Genomic DNA, 18,851 nt, shown 5'->3' on the forward strand with positions numbered 1-18,851 from the left:
CCCCATCTCGGAAGCGCAACACGCGAGGCCCGCGAAGCTATGGGATTCCGCGTCATCAAAAACCTCAACCAATTCTTCAACGGCAAAAAACCACAAGACAGAGTGATTTGACCCGTCGAACGAACGCCTAAACCCAACCACTGACTTAGGAACTGATCATGAGCTTCTATTCGATCGAACAGGCCCCCGCCCGCCTGAACCGCAGCGAACTGGCCGTCCCCGGCAGCCAGCCCGGAATGTTCGAAAAGGCCGCGAAATCGGACGTGGACGTCATTTTCCTTGATCTGGAAGACGCCGTTGCACCGGACGAAAAGGAACAGGCGCGCAAGAACATTATTGAGGCGCTGAACGACATTGACTGGGGCAACAAGTCCATGTCCGTACGCATCAACGGGCTGGACACCCATTACATGTACCGCGATGTGGTTGATGTGGTCGAGCAGGCCGGCGAGCGGCTTGATCTGATCATGATCCCCAAGGTGGGTACCGCCGCTGACGTCTACGCCGTCGACATGATGGTCACCCAGATCGAGGACGCCAAAGGCTACAAAAAGCGGATCGGGTTCGAACACATCATTGAAACCGCGCTTGGCATGCAGAATGTGGGCGAGATCGCGGCGGCCTCGAAACGCAACGAAAGCCTGCATTTCGGTGTTGCGGATTACGCCGCCTCAACCCGCGCGCGTACCACGATCATCGGCGGTGTGAATCCGGACTATTCTGTCCTGACCGATCCGGACGCGGACAGCAATCGCGCGACACACTGGGGTGACATGTGGCACTATGCGCTGGCCCGAATGGTTGTTGCCGCGCGCGCCAACGGTCTGCGCCCGATCGACGGCCCGTTTGGTGATTTTCAGGATCCTGATGGATATCGTGCAGCCGCAAAGCGCGCCGCCGTACTGGGCTGTGAAGGCAAGTGGGCGATCCACCCCAGTCAGGTTGCGCTTGCGAACGAGGTCATGTCGCCATCCGAGGCCGAAGTGACCAAGGCACAACGCATCCTTGTTGCCATGTCCGAAGCCGAAGCTGCCGGAAAGGGCGCCGTGTCTCTCGATGGTCGCCTGATCGACTATGCCTCAATCCGTCAGGCCGAGGTTCTGGTGCAGAAAGCAGACCAGATCGCGGCGGCCTGATTGGTCCGGGTGGGACGCCGGGTATCCCTGCGTCCCACTGTCTAAAACCGGTCGTTGCTTACAGCGCGACCAAAACCGAATAGGAACCCACTGCCAGTGCGGCTGCGCCGACCAGCGCCAGCAAGCCCACAAGCTCTTTCACAATCTGTGGCATCAAAACCTTCCCCCAGGAACGTTAAGTTTGCCGGGAAATACCTGATTGTGACCGCTCCGAGAATTGCCGATGCGGAATAGTCGGATTGCGCTGAGCTCATGCCAACAAGATTTGCGCGTCCTGTTTCCTGCCCGCATCATTCACGGAAGGCTTTGGTAAAGTAATCCGTCAGCGGTTTGGTGAGATATGTCAAAGGCGTGCGTTCGTCGGTTTTTAGCAGCGTTTCCACCGGCATACCGGGCAGAAGGGCCTGACCGTTCAACTTGGCAAGCTCGCTGTCGTCCATGACAACTTCGGCACGATAGTACGAAAACCCGGAATTCTCGTCCGTAAAGGCATCCGCCGAGACGTTGAATACCTCACCTTCCAGTTCCGGGGTTTCGCGCTGATTAAACGCTGGGAACCGCAATTGCACCGGCTGGCCGACAAAGACCTGGTCAATGTGGATGGCATCGACCCTAGCCGCAACCAACAGCGGCGTGTCCTGCGGCACCACATACATCATGGGCTCTGCCGGCTGAATGACTGATTGCACCGCAAAGACCTGGCTGCCGTAAACCACGCCGGTTACGGGTGACCGAATATCCAAACGCGACAGACGTTCGGTCAACGTCAAACGGCGCTCGAACAGCTCGGTCAGCTGGAACTGAATGTCTCTGAGCGTGGTGATGGCTTCTTCGCGACGTTTTGCGGCCAGTTCCAGTATCTCGATTTCCGTCGTCGCAATCTCACCTTTGAGCCGTGCCACCGTGGCTTCAAGCCGCCCGATTTCACCGTTCAGACCGGCCTCTTCCCGCTGCAGGGCCAGAACGCGACTGGTTTGGGTCAGCCCGCGTGACAGAAGATCCTGCTGATCCTCAAGCTCATCCGTGATCAATTCGACCTGCCGCGTCAGCGAAACAAGCTGCGCCTCAGTGCCCTTGATTTCGCTTTCGATCTGAATGCGTTGCTCCTGCAACTGCTCGGACTGCTTCGCAAGGGTTTCCTTGCGGGCCACAAACAGGCTGCGCTGGCCTTCGATCAAATCTTTGGTGCCGCTTTCCTGCTCGATCAACTGGGCGTAACGATCATCGAGCTCGGTTTCGCCAATTCCGTCCCGCTCGGCCTCAAGGCGCACTTTGCGGGCCAGCAGCTCGAACAGCTGGCTTTCGACAATGGCGTTTTCCGAAGACAGGAAAGTGGCGTCAAGTTTCAGCAGCAAATCGCCTTCGGCGACCCTGTCCCCATCGCGGACATAAATTTCACCCACAACACCACCATCGGGGTGTTCCACCACCTGACGGTTGCTTTGCACTTCGACCACACCCGAGGACACAATGGCCCCGGCCAGCTGTGTTTGCGTGCTCCATATCCCAAGACCACCAACCAGAATTGCCAGGGCGACAAACCCTACGATCGTGGGAAAATTTGCGTTCCAGGCAGGCCGCGCCGGTCGCGTCGATAAATCAGCCATCGGTGCCTCCTTTGCCGAACTGGCGTTTGATGACTCCGGCGTTCTGGACCATCGAACTGAGAACTTCATCGCGGCTGCCCAGCTTGACGATCTGGCCACGCTCGACCACGGCAAGGCTGTCACATTCGGAAATGGCCTGCGGGCGGTGTGTCATGATGATCACCGCCTTGCCCGCTGCCTTGAGTTCACGCACCGCCGCATTCAACGCTTCGGTCCCATCCGCATCCAAGGCCGAGTTCGGTTCGTCGAGGATCAGCAGAACCGGCTCACCATACAGCGCGCGGGCCAATGCGATCCTTTGTTTTTGTCCGCCGGACAGCTGGCTGTCGTTACCCTCAAGAAACGTGTCATACCCTTTCTCAAGGGTCAGGATCAGCTCATGCGCGTTTGCCTTTTTGGCGGCGGCAACAACGTCATCCGGGTCCGGGTTCTGGGACAGACGGGCGATGTTTTCGGCAACCGTTCCGTTAAACAGCGTCACCTGCTGCGGCAGGTATCCGATGTGACTGCCCAGATCGACCGGATCGTATTGATCCAATGTTGCGCCCCCAAGCCGGATCTCTCCGGCAGCAGCAGGCCAAAGTCCCAACAGCGCTTTGGCCAGCGTGGTTTTCCCGGATCCACTTTTTCCGATCACACCAAGCGCCTCGCCCGGAGCAAGCTTGAAATTCGCATTTCGCAGGGTGGGCGCGGACGCACCGGGCGGGATCACCGTCAAACTTTGTACTTTCACCTGAGCTTCGGGCACCGGCAGCTTTGTGCGCTTGTCTTCCGGCGGCACTGAATCAAGGAATTTGTTGAGCGACTTCCACGCGGATTGCGCCCGTTCGATCATCGCCCACTGACCGATTGCCTGTTCGATCGGCGCCAACGCGCGGCCCAGCAGGATCGTACCTGCAATCATTGCACCGCCGGTCATTTCGTTCTTCAGAACAAGATAAGCACCCAGTGCCAGCATGGCCGATTGCAAGAACAATCGCAGTGATTTCGTCAGTGCCGTAAAGCTACCGGTCCAGTCACTTGCAGCGATCGTTTGCCTGAGAGCATCTGTACGCTGAACAAGCCATCGCGCAGTGACAGCATTCTGCATCCCCTGTGACCGCACCACTTCGGCCCCTTGCCGGGCTTGTTCGGAAAACGCATTGGCGCGCGCCGATGCAACCTTGGCAGCGGCAACCCTGTTACGCGTCAAAGCCTGGTTCAGAAGGGCGATGATGACAAGCAACACGCCGCCACCAACGGCCAGCCAACCCAACATGGGATGGAAGATAAAAATCGCCGCCAGAAAGAACGGCGTCCACGGAACGTCCATCACGGCCAGCAGTACCGGTGACGAGCACAGTGCCTGAATCGATTCCAGATCCCGCAGAGCCATGGCGGGTGCCGAGCGGGCATGAGGGTGAACGGACTGAAGCAGCGTCGCGTTAAAGACCCGCTCATCAAGTTCCGACTGGAATCGCGCCCCAAACCGGGCCACGATCCGGCCGCGCGCATAATCCAGCATCGCCATCAGAAGATACAAAAGCGCGACGAGTATAAAAAGCGCCGTCAGCGTTTCAAACGACCGTGACCCCAGAACGCGGTCGTAAACCTGCAGCATGAACAGGGGTCCAGTCAGCATCAGCAGATTCACGAAAATGCTGAACAGGAACGCCAGCCCAATAAATCGCATGCCGTGATTTCGGGCAGTCCCCAACTCATTGCTGGGTCGATTTGCGGTTTTGTTTTTCATTGGGCCTGGGCTGCTCCGTCTGCTTTCAGCGTGGCTCGTTTAAACTGTTCCGCCGCCGCACTTAAGGTCCCCACTTAGAATTTGGGCCGACACTAGCAAGATACCGCCCACCTTGTCTTCTTAAATCCCTGTGACTCAGCCGAACACCTAAGAGAAAGAACATTGGATAGCCAGCCGACATTGACCAGATTCCAAATGGTTACGTCATCGGGCAGGTGCAGCCATGCACCCACTGCCCCACTTGGGGCACAGCATTGGGCACGATGCGCGCCGAGTCGCCGAATGAGCGGTGATTGGGCCAAAATCCGCATGACGGAACAGAAAAGGCCGCCAGCTTTGACAAGCTTGGCGGCCGAATCCTGCGGGTCACACTAGTGAGGCGTTACTGGTCCAGATAGGTTGCCAGTTCCGCCGTTTTGGCCGGCGCGATGTTCAGTGAAGCGTGGCTCATGTCAGGCAACTGGTGGGCAATACCCTTGTGACAGTTGATGCAGGTCTTTTCGCCCGTGAATAAAAACCGCTCATGCGCTTCGGCGGCACGGGCGCTCTGGCGCGTGATGTCCATCGATTCCGCCGAATGACAGTTGCGGCATTCCAGCGAGTCATTCGCCTCAAGCCGCGCCCACTCGTGCTGGGCCAGTTCGATGCGCTTTTCCAGAAACTTCTCGCGGGTGTTGATGGTACCAAAGATTTTGCCCCAGACCTCTTTGCTGGCCTGCATCTTGCGCGCAATCTTGTTGGTCCATTCATGGGGCACGTGGCAATCCGGACAGGTGGCCCGCACACCGGAGCGGTTTGAATAGTGGATCGTGGGCTTGAGTTCGACAAACACGTTGTCACGCATTTCGTGGCAACTGGTGCAGAACTCTTCGGTATTGGTCAGTTCCAGGGCGGTGTTGAAACCACCCCAGAAAATGACGCCCATCACAAATCCGCCCATAGTCAGGAAACCCAGCGAATAGTGGACGCTGGGGCGCCGTATGACACCCCAGATACGCTTGACGAATCCCAGCATCAGTCGGTGCCCCCCTGCTGGCTCTGAACGTATTCAAGAACCGAGTCGATATCGACAAAGCCGTTTTCCACCAGAGGCCGGGCGTCGGACTGCACGACGTGGCACTGGTTGCAGAAATATCTGCGCGGGGTGACTGATGCGAGGAACTGATTGTCCCGGCTCATGAAGTGAGTGATCGACACCATGGGGGCCTGACTGACCTCAATCGCGGCACGGCTGTGGCAGGTCAGGCATTTGTTGGCATGCAGGTCGATCTGATAGCCGTCAATCTTGTGGGGGATCAGCGGCGGTTGCTCAGGATAGTTGCGGACCTGCCGCAGATCAGAATTCACCACACCGGCAATCGACGGCGGTTCGGCATTGTCGGCCAACGGGGTGCCCCCCCGCAAAGTAGCCACCGATTGTTGGGCAAGTGCGGCACCGCCGATGGCTGTCGCCAGAATGGCGGCGATCAAAGCTGTCTGACGTTTCATGTCCTTATACTCCCACCGGTACGATCTTGACCGCGCATTTCTTGAAATCGGTCTGTTTCGACAGAGGATCGGTCGCGTCCAACGTGACCTTGTTGATCAGCTGACGCGCATCGAACCACGGCACGAATATCAGCCCCTTGGGCGGCTTGTTCCGGCCACGGGTTTCGACCCGGCTGACGATGTTGCCACGGCGCGATTCCACCTTGACCGCCGAGCCGCGGCGCACGCCCATGGCTTTGGCATCGTCGGGATGCATATAAACCAGCGCGTCAGGAATTGCCTTGTGCAGTTCGGGCACTCGCTGGGTCATCGAACCCGAATGCCAGTGTTCCAGCACACGGCCCGTTGCCAGCCAGAACGGATATTCCTCGTCCGGGGTTTCGGGTGCGGGTTCGAACGGCAGGGCAAAGATCACAGCCTTGCCATCCGGCTTGCCGTAGAATTCGAAATCCGCGCCCGGCGTCACGTAAGGATCATACCCTTCCTTGAAGCGCCACTGGGTTTCCTTGCCGTCCACAACGGGCCAGCGCAGGCCGCGAATTTCGTGATAGGTATCGAACGGCGCAAGATCGTGGGCCTTGCCACGCCCGAATTCGGCGTATTCCTCGAACAGGCCCTTCTGGATGTAGAAGCCGAAATCTTCGGATTCGTGGTTGCCGTATTCAATGGCCTTTTCGGTCAGCTCAAACTGATCGACCTGACCATTGGCAAAGAGCACTTCGAACAGGGTCTTGCCCTTGTATTCGGGGTTGGCATCCAAAAGCTCGGCGGGCCAGACTTCATCGGTGGTGAACCGTTTGGAGAATTCGGCCAGCTGCCACAGGTCCGACTTGGACTCGCCCGGCGCGTCGACCAGCTGATACCAGAACTGGGTGCGGCGCTCGGCGTTGCCATATGCACCTTCCTTTTCGACCCACATGGCGGCAGGCAGGATCAGGTCGGCGGCCTCGGCTGTTACGGTCGGATAGGCGTCGGATACCACGATGAAGTTGTCGGGGTTGCGGTAACCCGGCAGCCCCTCTTCCATCATGTTCGGCGCGGCCTGCATGTTGTTGTTGACCTGCACCCAGTAGCAGTTGATCTCGCCATCTTTCAGTTTGCGGTTCTGCACCACCGCATGCGCGCCGTTCCAATCGGGCACAGTGCCCTCGGGCAGTTTCCAGATCTTTTCCGCAATGGCTCGGTGCTCAGGGTTCACGACAACCATGTCGGCGGGCAGACGGTGCGAGAATGTGCCAACCTCGCGCGCGGTACCACAGGCCGAGGGCTGACCTGTCAGCGAGAACGGCGAGTTACCGGGCGTTGAAATCTTGCCGGTCAGCAGGTGGATGTTGTAGATCATGTTGTTGACCCAGACACCGCGGGTGTGCTGGTTCACGCCCATGGTCCACAGAGACATGACCTTGGTATCCGGATCAGCATAAAGCTTTGCGATCTTTTCCAGGGTATCGGCCGGAACACCCGACATCTCGGCCGCTTTTTCCAACGTGTATTCCGAAACGAATTCGGCGAATTCCTCAAACGTCATCTCTTCGGACGCGCCTGAGTTCGGGTTGGCGGCGGCCTGTTGCAGCGGGTGGTCGTCGCGCAGGCCATAGCCGATATCGGTGACGCCCTTGCGGAAATTCACGTGTTTGGAAACGAAATCTTCGTTCACCGCGCCATTCTGGATGATGTAGTTGGCGATATAGTTCAGCATCACCAGATCGGTCTGCGGTGTGAAAATCGCCGGGATGTCGGCCAGATCAAAGCTGCGATGCTGGAAGGTCGACAGGACGGCCACCTGAACGTGCGGGTGGCTGAACCGGCGGTCGGCGATACGGGTCCACAGGATCGGGTGCATCTCGGCCATGTTCGAACCCCAGAGCACGAAGGCATCCGCGTTCTCGAAATCATCGTAGCAGCCCATCGGTTCGTCGATGCCGAAGGTCCGCATAAAGCCGCCCACAGCGGACGCCATGCAGTGCCGCGCGTTGGGATCGATGTTGTTCGAACGGAAACCCGCCTTCATCAGCTTGGATGCGGCGTAGCCTTCCCAGACAGTCCACTGGCCCGAGCCGAACATGCCGATGCCTTTGGGGCCTTTCTCGGCCAGTGTCTTTTTCCATTTTTCGGCCATGATATCGAAGGCTTCGTCCCACGAGACCGGCTCGAAATCGCCGTCCTTGTCGAAAACGCCATCCTTCTTGCGCAGCAGCGGCTGGGTCAGCCGGTCCTTGCCGTACATGATCTTGGACAGGAAATAGCCTTTGACACAGTTCAGGCCACGGTTCACTTCGGCCTCGGCATCCCCGTGAGAGGCGACGACACGGCCTGCCTTGGTGGCGACCATGATCGAACAGCCTGTGCCGCAGAAGCGGCAGGGGGCCTTGGACCATTTCAGGTCGGTCAGTTGCGCGTCGGTAACAAGGTTCTGTGCCGCTGCGGGGATCGGAATGCCCGCCGCTGCGGCAGCGGCCGCCACGGCCTGCGCCTTGATGACATCACGTCTGGTAACTTGGGTCATGAAATCCTCCGGTTCCGGCGGTTAAGCCAAGATTTCTGGGTCTGTTTCTGTTTGATGATAAACCAGCGAGGCGCTCGCGACGCCGTCGATCAGGTTTAACTGGTTCAGGTAGTTTACGATTTCGGTCTCGCTTGGCGTAACAAGCGTGACAATGATCTTGCCTGTCGGATCGATGGCAGGCGTTTCCGCGACCGGAATTTTCTGAATCTCGGCAACAACCGAATCCAGTTGATCCGGGTCGGCCAGCACCATCAAGCTCGAGATATGTTCCAATTCAGCCATTTGGCAACCCTTGCGTTGGCGCGCGGACGCTGATGGCACCCACCGGACATACCGGCAGGCAAGCACCGCAGCCCGAGCAGGATTCTGTATCAACCACGATCCGGCCCACAGGACGTTGAGACAGATCAAGTCGCAGTGCCGTCTGATCACAGCTGTCGGTGCACAACTGGCATCCTATGCCATGTTCCAGCATGCAACCCGGTTGAATGACTGCAATCACGTCCCAGGGAGTCTGGTTTACCGGCGCGAACACGTCTTCGTTACAAGCCTCGGCACACGCGCCACAAAAGGTGCACTCACCTGCATTGAAATCCAAGGCGGGCGTTCCGGCATAGGCGGAAAACAGGATGTTCTCCGGACATTTCCTGATGCAGTCTCCGCAGCCGGTGCACTGTTTTCGGATTGCAATCTCAGTGGCCCAGGGCGGGCGCTGCAAATCCGATCTGCGGAACTTTGACTGGCGTTCAGCACGGGCTGTCAGCTGGTCGTTCATTCAAGCCTCTAGCCAGCCGGGGGGCCGTTTATGATCTGCAGCATCCAGATTAGAAAACCCCATCCGCCCACGATCGCAACCGCCAGAGCCGGGGCAAGGAAGACCGCTAGCAGCAGGAATGCTGTACGCTCATCACCCTGAGAGCTTTGGGTTGGCTCAGATGTGGCAGGCATACCGTCCGACATGGCAAGCGCCTCCATTCTCGTTCGCTGTGATTGAGCTTAGCCAGCGAAAATCAACCTGTCTACGCCGCCAAACCCAACAACCGGCCATCATACCGGTCGCCGATTCCGGGACTAACCTAACCTGTTGAAAGGTTGAACATTTATCTCACCCACATGTTTTTGTTAAATGTTCTTCACCTTTGCCGGACGTTGCGGGAATTTCCGGAACAAGACATCCACGCATGGCTCATTCGAATCTTTGGCGTAGCTTGGCACCATTCGGCGTGATCGAATACAAGGATAATGTGTGGTCCGTGTTTCGCATCCGGTGCCGCAGCATTTGTCGGCCCAGCCGCGCGAGATCTGCCGCATATTCCGGATTTCCAGCAACGTTTTCCATCTCGCCCTGCCCATGATGGTCGAACAGCATCGGGGGAAGGTCAGCCGCGAATTCAACTAGCGTAAATCGCTCGTCGCGCAGGATGCTCAGGCAGGAATCGTTATTGTCCGTGCCCAGATCGCGCTGCCACTTTGTCGGGGCCTCGGGTTCTGAAAAATCCAGTTCGCTAAAGGAATACCCCCGCCAGTCGTCAGGCGTTTCCCCTGTGAGCAAGGGCATCAACGACCTGCCGTCCATGGAATTGGGAATGCCCTGCCCCACCCAATCCAGAATAGTAGGCGTTATGTCGATGGATTCCGTTGGTGCATTCACCTCGGAGCCAGCCTGTTCCTGATTGCCCGGCACCCGTATTATAAGCGGCGTTCGGTATGCTGCATCATAGACGGTCATTTTACCCCAGGAATGGCGATCGCCCAGCATCTCTCCGTGATCGGCAGTGATCACGATCAAGGTGTTGTCATACTGACCGCTATCTTTCAGATATGCCACGACACGACCAATGTGATGGTCCACCTCGGTCGCCAGACCCAGATAGACCGCGCGCAAGGTTCGGATGTTTTCGTCCGTTGGCTCGACCTCACCAAAGCCCTCCACGAAATCCCGCGCCTCATAGCTATCCATCGTCGGGCCAAAGAACGGATGCACCGCCTGCTCGTCCCCCGGCGACGGCAAGCGTGTCGGCAAAGGGATATCCGCCGGATCATACATGTCGTTGTATGGCGCTGGTGCAACCAAGGGCGGATGCGGACGAATATAGGTCAGATGGGCGAACCAGTTCTGCTTGTGAAAGGCAACGATGTTGTCCAGAAACGCGTCGGTCAGAAAGGCGGTATCGCTGTCTTCCGCCGCATAAAGCGCCGGGCCGTTCAGCTTGCGCGCACCCCCATCCGTCGACGTTGGCTTGTAAACATCCCAATAGGTTTCAAAGTCATAACCCTTGCGCATCAGGTGCGATTGCCACGGAAAGGACTCCTCCAGCCTCATCTCGGTGATTTCGTGAAACCCGACCATCGGCTGCTCATAGGATTTCAGGGCCGGATCGTTGGCATCGTGAACCCGTGGGTCAGCGGACGTGTCGGTATACCCAAACAGCATGGGCAGATACCCGGCCTTGCGCATCTCGGTCGCGATGTTTGGCGTGTCATGGCGCAACGGTGTACCGTTGCGAACCGAACGATGGTTCATGGCATATTGCCCCGTCAGCAGCGATGCCCGCGACGGCCCGCACGGATTTGTTACAGAAAAATGCCGATTGAAGGACACGGCGTCTTTCATGAACGCCCTCAGGTTCGGCAACGCGACCTGATCTGCCAGCGCGCCGGCCAGACAATCTGCCCGCAGTTGGTCTATGATGATGAACAGGACATTTCTGGTCTGCGGCATATCTGCACCCGATTCCAAGTATTCGACCCAGGCCAGACTTTGTCCCGCCCAACAGAGAAACGCAACAATTTATGGAGCTTTGACCATTTTAAGTGATGATATGGGTGCTTTTGTTGTCTTTGGGCAAAATATTTTGGGGAAATGCTGTGTTCACGGCGTTTTCGCGCCACCACATCCACAATATCTCATGCTCTGCACCAACCAAATTCCTCGACCAGACAACCGACAAGCAGAAAATATGCGAAAGCACGATGCATGAAACCGGACTTGGCCCTTGAATGACACCCCAAAATGGCTGTGAATACGCGTTATGAGCGGCGGAAAGAAATTGCTGGGTACCGATGGGGAAGAGTTCGAGGATCTGACTGCCAGTATCTATGACACCAATCCTCCGGAAGAAGATGATCTGTGGTTTCTTCCCCCACTGGACGAAACCGAAGAAGAAGGTCCGATGCCTCTGCTGCGAACAGGGGCTGCAACACCCTTGTTCAACCCGGCAGAGTGGCGAGCAGCGCAGGATTCCCTGTCGGCGGAGCTGGCGGACCTGGCGCTGACATTCGGCATGCTGGACGAACGGATGCGCTCAGGGCCCGAAGGTTGGCGGCACAGGCTGGCATTGCTCGAAGTTGCCGATCTTGGCTGGTGGACCGGAGATCGCATCAGCGCCGAACGATTGGCCTTGTGGATCGGCCTGCGGTTGGGTGCGACCGGAGACGACACATTGGCGCTGGCCCGTGCGGGATGGGCTGTGCGCCGCCTGACATCCGGCGCTGCCCCCAATGCGGGCGGATGGGAAGACGGATTATCCGCTTTTCTCGGCCGAACAACACCTGCCGGACACGAAGTCCCCGAAGCCGTCAGCGATCTGTCTGATGTGACAACATCGGCGGCCCACCTCCATCCAATGACGCAATCTGCGATGATATTTCATGCGTGGCGGGCACTTGGTCAGGGGATGTCAAACGACGCAGAAGCGGCCGTTTTGGCCGCGCGCCACGGCGCCTCCGCGGGCCGAGGCGGTGCGCTTTTCATGCCGGTCTGCTTTTCCGGGCCCGGCGCGCTGAGGGGCATGGGCACGGCCGAGCAAAAACTGAACGCCTGGTACACAGGCGCCGCACAGGCGACCCTGGCGGCGCTATTGCTGATCGACAGGGTCAGCACCTGGCATGATCGCGCAGTTGAAGAAACGCGCGATTTGTCCGGACGCACGCCGCCTGCACTGATTGAGGTTCTGACCGCTTGGCCCATGATTACCGCCCCGCTGGCAGAGGAACTGACAGGCGCGTCCCGGGCCGCGGTTCAGCGCAATCTGGACAAACTTTCGCAACGTGGCCTGATCCGAGAGATCACCGGGCAAGGCCGCTACCGAGTCTGGACCGCCTCTGTATAAGGTGTAGCACCTGCCCGAAATCCGCGCCGAGACGGGGAAAACGGACCCACCCTTGATCGACTCGGCGTTTTCCCGGAACATTACCTAAGGTAAACTCATTTAATGGGGTCCCATGGACTCGATCATTTTGTTTCGCATTGCTGAACGTCTGACTTTGACCGCCGTCGTCATTCTTGTGGCGCTTGTGGTGATGATCGGATTTTGGAGAACCATCCAGAAGATCAATATCTCTCAAAACGAACACTTCGGACTGGCCGGGTCAGTCGCGTTTTCGACGCCGGTATTCGTCCTGCTTGCCATCATCGGCTATGCGTGGGTTTCTCTGGAGCATCCGATTCAGGTTGGTCAGGTGACACCCGATGACGCATCAATCCAGGCGACCGCAGGACAAGAGGCGGCAACCCTGACAACCGGCAATTTCGTGGGCTCAAGCCGAACCGCGACCGGCACGAATACCGGGTATGACGCAGCCATAACCCAACGGCGTCTGCGCAGCGTGAATTGCGCCCTTCGGGGCAAGGATCTTGGCCAACGGACATCCGATGATATTGCCGAGATCAAACTGACGCTGATCCGGGACCTTTGGCAGGACGACTGGGGCGATCCGGTAACCTTTGCCGACTGGGTGCGCACCGGCGGCACCCCTGCCCCCAACGACATCGTGCTTGAGGTCTGGGAGGAGGTTCATCCACTGTGCTGAAAGTCGCCGCCTTCGTTTCTCTTCTGACGCTGGCCTCTCAGGCCGGAGCCCAGCTTTATACCGAGGACGAGCGCCGCCATACGTTCGAACGTGCCACACCTGACATCATCCGCGTGTTCAACGACGATATCGTTGGCAACCTGCCACGCGCGGATCGCCCCCGCGCGGCGCGGGTCCGGCTGGAATTTCCGGATCGCGGGCCATCACCGCTGGCGTTTTTCGCCGACCCGGCCGAAGGCGTGATCTATATGCCCTTGGAATCCATTCGTTTCTTTGACGATGTGGCAACGCTATTTGCATGGATCGAAAGCAAAGGCTGCGACCCGGCCGCACTGCAGGCCTATCTCTGGGCCAAACTCCGACAGGGACGGCCCCTGCCCTCGCCTCTGCGCGCGTTTCAGATCGACCGGGACACCGCCTTTGCCGATCCGTTCACCTTTAACGTATCGGGCAAGATCGTCAGTTCCGGCTTGCAGTTCATCCTTGCGCACGAACTTGGCCACATCATGCTAAACCATCAGCCGGGTCTGAGTGGCCAGGACAGTCAGGCACAGGAAATCGCAGCCGATGAATTCGCGCTGGATCATTTCTCACGCCTGGGGGGACTGCCTATGGGGGTGTTCTGGTATTACATGGCGGCCTGGTGGCAGGATCCGATCGGCGGCACCGCGCGCGATGCCAGCACGCACCCGGTATCCCCCGAGCGAATTAGCCGCCTTGCGGAACGGATTGTCACTGATCCGATGGCCTTTTCCCATGGCGAACAGGACCCGGAACGAGAAATGCAGCTGGCCACCGAAATTGGCATGATGGTCGCAGATCTGGCAGAACTGATTGATGATGACGGGATGTTGTCCCTGATGCCACTGACACTCGAACGGGACTGGCCGGAAAGCCGATTGGCCACGGCCTGCCCTTCGGACTAAGCCATCGGTATCTGCCTGATCATCCTAACCCCGAAACAGCCGGGTGGACGAAAACATCGCTTCCAGTTCCTCGATCCGCTCTTTGCTTTCCTCCCATCGGGAATCCTGCACCTGCGCAATCAGCGCCTCGGAAATCAATTGCAGCGAAATCGTGGAATCCCAGCTTGAAGGCGCCTCGACCAATCCGTGAAAGGTGAAATCGGCGCAACGGCCGATGGGCGAACCCCACTGATCCGTAAACAGAACCACCTTAGCACCACGTTCCGAAGCAATCCGGGCGAGCTTTTCCAGATGCGCCTCGTAGCGGCGGATATCGAACACCACCAGAACCGACGTCCGATCCATGTCCAGCAGATACTGCGGCCAGACATTGCTGGAGTTGCTCATCATCGTCACGTTGGGGCGGATGATCTGCATGTGGTTATAAAGATAATCGGCATTTGACCGGGTTATGCGCCCGCCAACGACATAAAGAGGACGGCTGGTATCCGCCATCAAACGGGCAACTTCGTCGAACATGGCTGTGTCCACACGTTCCAGCGTATGGCGCATGTTGGTCCAGACGGCCTGAGCGAACCGCGTTAGCGCGTGTTCGGCAGTATCGTCCACCACCCAAGCGTCCCGTTTCGAGATCGGCTTTTTGATCTGGGCCGCAACCTCCTCACGCAGCGCTTCCTGCAGGTCCGGGAACCCGTGGAAACCCAGCTTTCGTGCCATGCGGATCACAGTTGGGGTCGAAACACGTGCGGCTGCAGCCAGCTTGGTGATCGATTGCAGACCGGCCATCGGATAGTCCTGCAACAGGACCGAGGCCAGCTGGCGCTCGGACCGAGTCAGCCCGTCGATCTCATCCTGCAGCATTTGTTTGACCAGACGGCTGGTTATCACGCACGGCCTCTTTTCTAGCTTTTGTTACAGAGTATGAACTAATGTAGCCTTGTCTACAGAGAATTTGTTGACAAGCGGGGGCTGGCTGCTCCCAATGTGAAAGACGGCACGCTTTGCGCCGGCAAGATCAATGAACCGCCTCCGGCTGATAGGTGGTCACGACTACAGGGAAACAGGCATGAACCTGATGCGGAGATACATCCGGATCGTTGACGGGATGAACCGCTGGATTGGCCGCATCGTGATGTACGGCATCTTCGTGATGATGGGCATCCTGCTGTGGTCGTCAATTTCAAAGACCTTTTTCCTGCCATCCTTATGGACGCTGGAGGTCGCGCAATTCGCCATGGTCGCCTACTATATTCTTGGCGGACCATATTCGATCCAGATGGGATCGAACGTGCGGATGGATCTGCTCTACGGTGAATGGTCCAGCAAACGGCGGGCCTGGACGGATGCCTTCACCGTTCTGTTCCTGATCTTCTATATCGCTGTCCTGATCTATGGCGGTTGGGATTCGCTGAGCTATTCCCTGCAATACGGCGAACGCAGCCCCACGGCGTGGCGACCCTATCTGTGGCCCATCAAGACGATCATGCTGTTTGGGTTAGGGCTGATGCTGCTGCAGGCTGTATCCGAACTATGCAAGGATATCATGCGCATACGCGGTGAAGATATCCCACGAGAGGTGATCTGATGTCTTACGAGCTGATCGCCACAATCATGTTTTCAACCATGATGCTGATGTTGCTGACGGGCCAGCGGGTCTTTGGTGCCATCGGTTTTGTCGCCGTAGTGTTTTCCCTGCTGCTTTGGGGGGACCGGGGTGGGTATGATTTAGGCTTTGCCGCCGCGGTGAAGCTGATGAAATGGTATCCGCTGCTGACGCTGCCGATGTTCATCTTCATGGGGTATGTCCTGTCGGAATCCAAAATCGCGGACGATCTTTATAAGATGTTCCACGTCTGGATGGGTGGCCTGAACGGAGGTTTGGCCATTGGCACGATCGGTCTGATGGTTCTCATATCTGCGATGAACGGATTGAGCGTTGCAGGAATGGCCATTGGCGCGACCATTGCCCTGCCAGAGCTATTGAAGCGCGGTTATGACAAAAGAATGGTGACAGGCGTTATTCAGGCCGGGTCCTCTTTGGGCATTCTCGTGCCGCCATCCGTTGTACTGGTTCTGTACGCAATGATCGCGCGGCAGCCCGTGGGACAACTGTGGCTGGCCGGAGTGGTTCCGGGCCTGATGATGGCTACGATGTTCATCCTCTATATCGCCATCCGCTGCCGCATAAATCCCGATCTGGGCCGCGCCCTGCCTGCGGAAGAGCGTGATGTGCCGATGTCGGAAAAACTGGCCCTCCTGCGTGCGGGCCTGCTGCCTTTGGCTATCTTTGCCGCCATGATGGTGCCGTTCGTGAATGGCTGGACCTCGCTGGTGGAAAGCTCGGCGATCGGGGCGCTGACCGCTTTCATGGCTGCCGTATTGAAGGGCCGGATGACGCGCGCCGTGTTTGAGACCTCTGTGCGGTCCACGCTGGGCATTACCTGCATGTTCATGTGGATCATCCTCGCCGCGCTGGCCTTTGGAGCCGTGTTCGACGGGCTGGGCGCAGTCAAGGCGATTGAGAACCTGTTTACTGAACGGCTGGGACTGGATCCTTGGCTGATCCTGATCCTGATGCAGCTCAGCTTTATTCTGATGGGCACGTTTCTGGACGATACCGCCATGCTGGTGATCGTTGCCCCGCTTTATGTCCCGCTGGTCAAGGCGCTGGGTTTCGATCTGATCTGGTATGGTGTGCTGTACACCATCACCACGCAGATCGCCTATATGACCCCGCCATTCGGCTACAATCTGTTCCTGATGCGCGCCATGGCCCCGCCCGAGATCACATTGCGGGACATCTATGGCTCGATCCTGCCGTTCGTGATGGTCATGGCGCTGGCCCTGGCAATCATAATGACCTTTCCACAGATCGCGCTGTGGTTACCCGAATACATCTACAACAAGTGACCCCGGAAAAAACCGGGGCAAAAACGGAGAGCATTCAAAACACGTCAACCATTTGGGAGAGAGAGTATGACGACAAGACGCAAGTTTATCAAAGGGGCCGCCGCAGCGCCCGCTGCCGCCGCACTGGCAACGCCGGCACTGGCACAGGGGACCATCACCTGGCGGTTGCAGACCTATGCCGGTCCCTCGCTGGCAGAACACGTTCTGGACCCTGCGATCAAGATGTTCAATGAAATTGCGGGCGACCGCATGCAGATTGAAACCTTCTATTCCAATCAGATTGTGCCTACCGAAGAGTTGTTCCGTGCATTGCAACGCGGCACCATAGATGCGGTGCAATCGGATGATGACTCGATGGCGTCACCCACCGAGGTTACTGTTTTCGGAGGATATTTCCCGTTTGCGTCACGCTATTCCCTCGATGTTCCGGTGCTATTTAACCAATACGGTCTGAATGAAATCTGGGACGAGGAATATTCCAAGGTCGGCGTGAAACACATCTCGGCTGGGGCCTGGGATCCATGCCACTTTGCCACCAAGGATCCGATCAACAGCCTGGCCGACCTGCAGGGCAAACGCATCTTTACCTTCCCGACGGCGGGCCGTTTCCTCAGCCAGTTCGGGGTCGTTCCGGTCACCTTGCCGTGGGAAGACATCGAAGTCGCGGTGCAGACGGGCGAGTTGGACGGCATCGCATGGTCAGGCATCACCGAAGATTACACCGTCGGCTGGGCGGATGTGACAAACTACTTCCTGACCAACAACGTCTCTGGTGCATGGGCGGGCCACTTCTTTGCCAACATGGATCGCTGGAACGAGCTGCCGGATGATCTGAAAACCCTGTTCAAGGTTTGCGCGGATCAATCCCACTATTACCGCCAGTGGTGGTACTGGGGCGGCGAGGCCTCGCTGCGTGTGAACGGCGACAAGCTGAAACTGACCACGATTCCGGATGAAGAATGGGCAACCGTCGAAGAGGCGGCCGTCAAGTTCTGGGACGAGATCGCGGCGGAAAGCCCCACAAAGGCAAAGGTCGTCGAAATCTTCAAACAGTACAACGCCGTCATGCAAAAAGCCGGGCGCCCGTATCGCTACGGATAATCAAAAGAAACGCCGCCCGACTCGACATTGGGCGGCGTTCGACACTGTGTCTGCAAGTGTCAGGGAACTCAGTTCGACGTATCCCGGATCACGAAATGCTTGGTCGTGGTCTCAATTACTTCCCAGTAACCCCGAAAGCCATCCGGAATCATGAAAGACGCGCCAGCGCGAAAATCCTGTCGCGTGCCATCCTCGTGAATCAAAGCGCAATGCCCGGAAACGATATAGCAGTATTCATCCTTATCAGTGAAAGCATGCCATTTTCCCGGCGTTGACGTCCACGTACCGGCAGAAAGTTTGCCGTCAGGGCTGGTGAAATGCATACCGACCTGATGGTGAGGATCGCCCGCAACCACCCTCTCGGGCAGGTCCGAAAGACGCCGTTCGCTTTTGATCGGTGCTTCGCTGTTCAGATCAATGACATGGGTTGTCATTTTCCATCTCCTTAAGAAAACACGCCCGGCAGCCGAGCTGAAGGGCGTGCTTGTTTGTCAGGCCGTAACCCTATTGTTTACTGGGCGATCATGTCGTTGGCGCTGACGCCTGCGACTGCGACGGGTTTTTTCATGGCGTCGCGGCGGAAGGGTTCGCCCAGTTCCTGGTTGATCAGCGCCTCGATCAGGGTGGTGATGC

The 18,851-nt window shown here is 57.7% G+C and carries 18 protein-coding genes and 1 pseudogene; 8 read left to right on the forward strand and 11 right to left on the reverse strand.

Going from position 1 to position 18,851, the window contains the following annotated elements; translation table 11 throughout:
* Positions 1-111 (forward strand): annotated as a pseudogene (locus ACR0NW_RS23675) (D-glycerate dehydrogenase); the annotation flags it as partial.
* Positions 112-158: 47 nt separating this feature from the next.
* On the forward strand, positions 159-1,136 hold the full coding sequence (locus ACR0NW_RS23680) for an HpcH/HpaI aldolase/citrate lyase family protein (RefSeq protein ID WP_170657591.1): 978 nt from the start codon (positions 159-161) through the stop codon (positions 1,134-1,136).
* Between the two features lie 290 nt (positions 1,137-1,426).
* Here the strand turns inward: ACR0NW_RS23680 and ACR0NW_RS23685 are convergent, their stop codons facing one another.
* From ACR0NW_RS23685 to ACR0NW_RS23725, 9 genes are all read right to left on the reverse strand, one after another.
* Positions 1,427-2,743, reverse strand: a complete 1,317-nt coding sequence (locus tag ACR0NW_RS23685; protein WP_480453232.1) for an HlyD family type I secretion periplasmic adaptor subunit — start codon at positions 2,741-2,743, stop codon at positions 1,427-1,429.
* Entirely contained in the window at positions 2,736-4,475 is a 1,740-nt protein-coding gene (locus ACR0NW_RS23690; protein ID WP_480453234.1) for a type I secretion system permease/ATPase, read from the reverse strand. Before ACR0NW_RS23690 ends, ACR0NW_RS23685 begins: the two co-directional genes overlap by 8 nt.
* 382 nt (positions 4,476-4,857) lie before the next feature.
* The gene (locus ACR0NW_RS23695) at positions 4,858-5,490 is read right to left on the reverse strand and encodes a cytochrome c3 family protein (RefSeq protein WP_480453236.1); all 633 of its coding nucleotides are present in this window, start codon (positions 5,488-5,490) and stop codon (positions 4,858-4,860) included.
* Complete coding sequence (locus ACR0NW_RS23700; protein ID WP_170657583.1) at positions 5,490-5,963, reverse strand: nitrate reductase cytochrome c-type subunit; 474 nt, start codon at positions 5,961-5,963, stop codon at positions 5,490-5,492. Before ACR0NW_RS23700 ends, ACR0NW_RS23695 begins: the two co-directional genes overlap by 1 nt.
* 4 nt (positions 5,964-5,967) lie before the next feature.
* A complete protein-coding gene (napA, locus tag ACR0NW_RS23705) occupies positions 5,968-8,469 on the reverse strand; it encodes a periplasmic nitrate reductase subunit alpha (protein WP_480453239.1) in 2,502 nt (833 codons plus the stop codon).
* A 21-nt stretch (positions 8,470-8,490) separates the two neighbouring features.
* Positions 8,491-8,751: a chaperone NapD gene (locus ACR0NW_RS23710; RefSeq protein ID WP_170657579.1), complete on the reverse strand. Its 261-nt coding sequence runs from the start codon at positions 8,749-8,751 to the stop codon at positions 8,491-8,493.
* On the reverse strand, positions 8,744-9,244 hold the full coding sequence (gene napF, locus ACR0NW_RS23715) for a ferredoxin-type protein NapF (RefSeq protein WP_480453242.1): 501 nt from the start codon (positions 9,242-9,244) through the stop codon (positions 8,744-8,746). The genes ACR0NW_RS23710 and napF overlap by 8 nt, the downstream gene beginning before the upstream one ends.
* Positions 9,245-9,252: 8 nt before the next feature.
* The gene (locus tag ACR0NW_RS23720; RefSeq protein ID WP_480453244.1) at positions 9,253-9,429 is read right to left on the reverse strand and encodes a periplasmic nitrate reductase, NapE protein; all 177 of its coding nucleotides are present in this window, start codon (positions 9,427-9,429) and stop codon (positions 9,253-9,255) included.
* Positions 9,430-9,655: 226 nt separating this feature from the next.
* Entirely contained in the window at positions 9,656-11,191 is a 1,536-nt protein-coding gene (locus tag ACR0NW_RS23725) for an alkaline phosphatase family protein (RefSeq protein ID WP_480453246.1), read from the reverse strand.
* A 310-nt stretch (positions 11,192-11,501) separates the two neighbouring features.
* Between ACR0NW_RS23725 and ACR0NW_RS23730 the strand changes: the two genes are divergently transcribed.
* From ACR0NW_RS23730 to ACR0NW_RS23740, 3 genes are all read left to right on the forward strand, one after another.
* Positions 11,502-12,581: a helix-turn-helix domain-containing protein gene (locus tag ACR0NW_RS23730; RefSeq protein WP_480453248.1), complete on the forward strand. Its 1,080-nt coding sequence runs from the start codon at positions 11,502-11,504 to the stop codon at positions 12,579-12,581.
* 112 nt (positions 12,582-12,693) lie between these two features.
* Complete coding sequence (locus ACR0NW_RS23735) at positions 12,694-13,281, forward strand: hypothetical protein (RefSeq protein WP_480453249.1); 588 nt, start codon at positions 12,694-12,696, stop codon at positions 13,279-13,281.
* Complete coding sequence (locus ACR0NW_RS23740; protein WP_480453251.1) at positions 13,275-14,207, forward strand: M48 family metalloprotease; 933 nt, start codon at positions 13,275-13,277, stop codon at positions 14,205-14,207. The genes ACR0NW_RS23735 and ACR0NW_RS23740 overlap by 7 nt, the downstream gene beginning before the upstream one ends.
* A 24-nt stretch (positions 14,208-14,231) precedes the next feature.
* Here ACR0NW_RS23740 and ACR0NW_RS23745 read toward each other — a convergent pair whose 3' ends face one another.
* The gene (locus ACR0NW_RS23745) at positions 14,232-15,068 is read right to left on the reverse strand and encodes a MurR/RpiR family transcriptional regulator (protein WP_170657567.1); all 837 of its coding nucleotides are present in this window, start codon (positions 15,066-15,068) and stop codon (positions 14,232-14,234) included.
* Positions 15,069-15,273: 205 nt separating this feature from the next.
* Between ACR0NW_RS23745 and ACR0NW_RS23750 the strand changes: the two genes are divergently transcribed.
* From ACR0NW_RS23750 to ACR0NW_RS23760, 3 genes are all read left to right on the forward strand, one after another.
* Positions 15,274-15,792, forward strand: coding sequence for a TRAP transporter small permease subunit (locus ACR0NW_RS23750; RefSeq protein WP_170657593.1), 519 nt, complete (start codon positions 15,274-15,276; stop codon positions 15,790-15,792).
* Positions 15,792-17,117 (forward strand): TRAP transporter large permease, encoded by a 1,326-nt coding sequence (locus tag ACR0NW_RS23755; RefSeq protein WP_480453253.1) that lies wholly within the window; start codon positions 15,792-15,794, stop codon positions 17,115-17,117. Before ACR0NW_RS23750 ends, ACR0NW_RS23755 begins: the two co-directional genes overlap by 1 nt.
* Before the next feature lie 66 nt (positions 17,118-17,183).
* Entirely contained in the window at positions 17,184-18,218 is a 1,035-nt protein-coding gene (locus ACR0NW_RS23760) for a TRAP transporter substrate-binding protein (RefSeq protein WP_480453254.1), read from the forward strand.
* A 68-nt stretch (positions 18,219-18,286) separates the two neighbouring features.
* Here the strand turns inward: ACR0NW_RS23760 and ACR0NW_RS23765 are convergent, their stop codons facing one another.
* Positions 18,287-18,652 (reverse strand): cupin domain-containing protein, encoded by a 366-nt coding sequence (locus ACR0NW_RS23765; protein WP_480453256.1) that lies wholly within the window; start codon positions 18,650-18,652, stop codon positions 18,287-18,289.
* Positions 18,653-18,851 lie beyond the last annotated feature (199 nt).

It is taken from the genome of Ruegeria sp. CF5 (genome assembly GCF_056537325.1).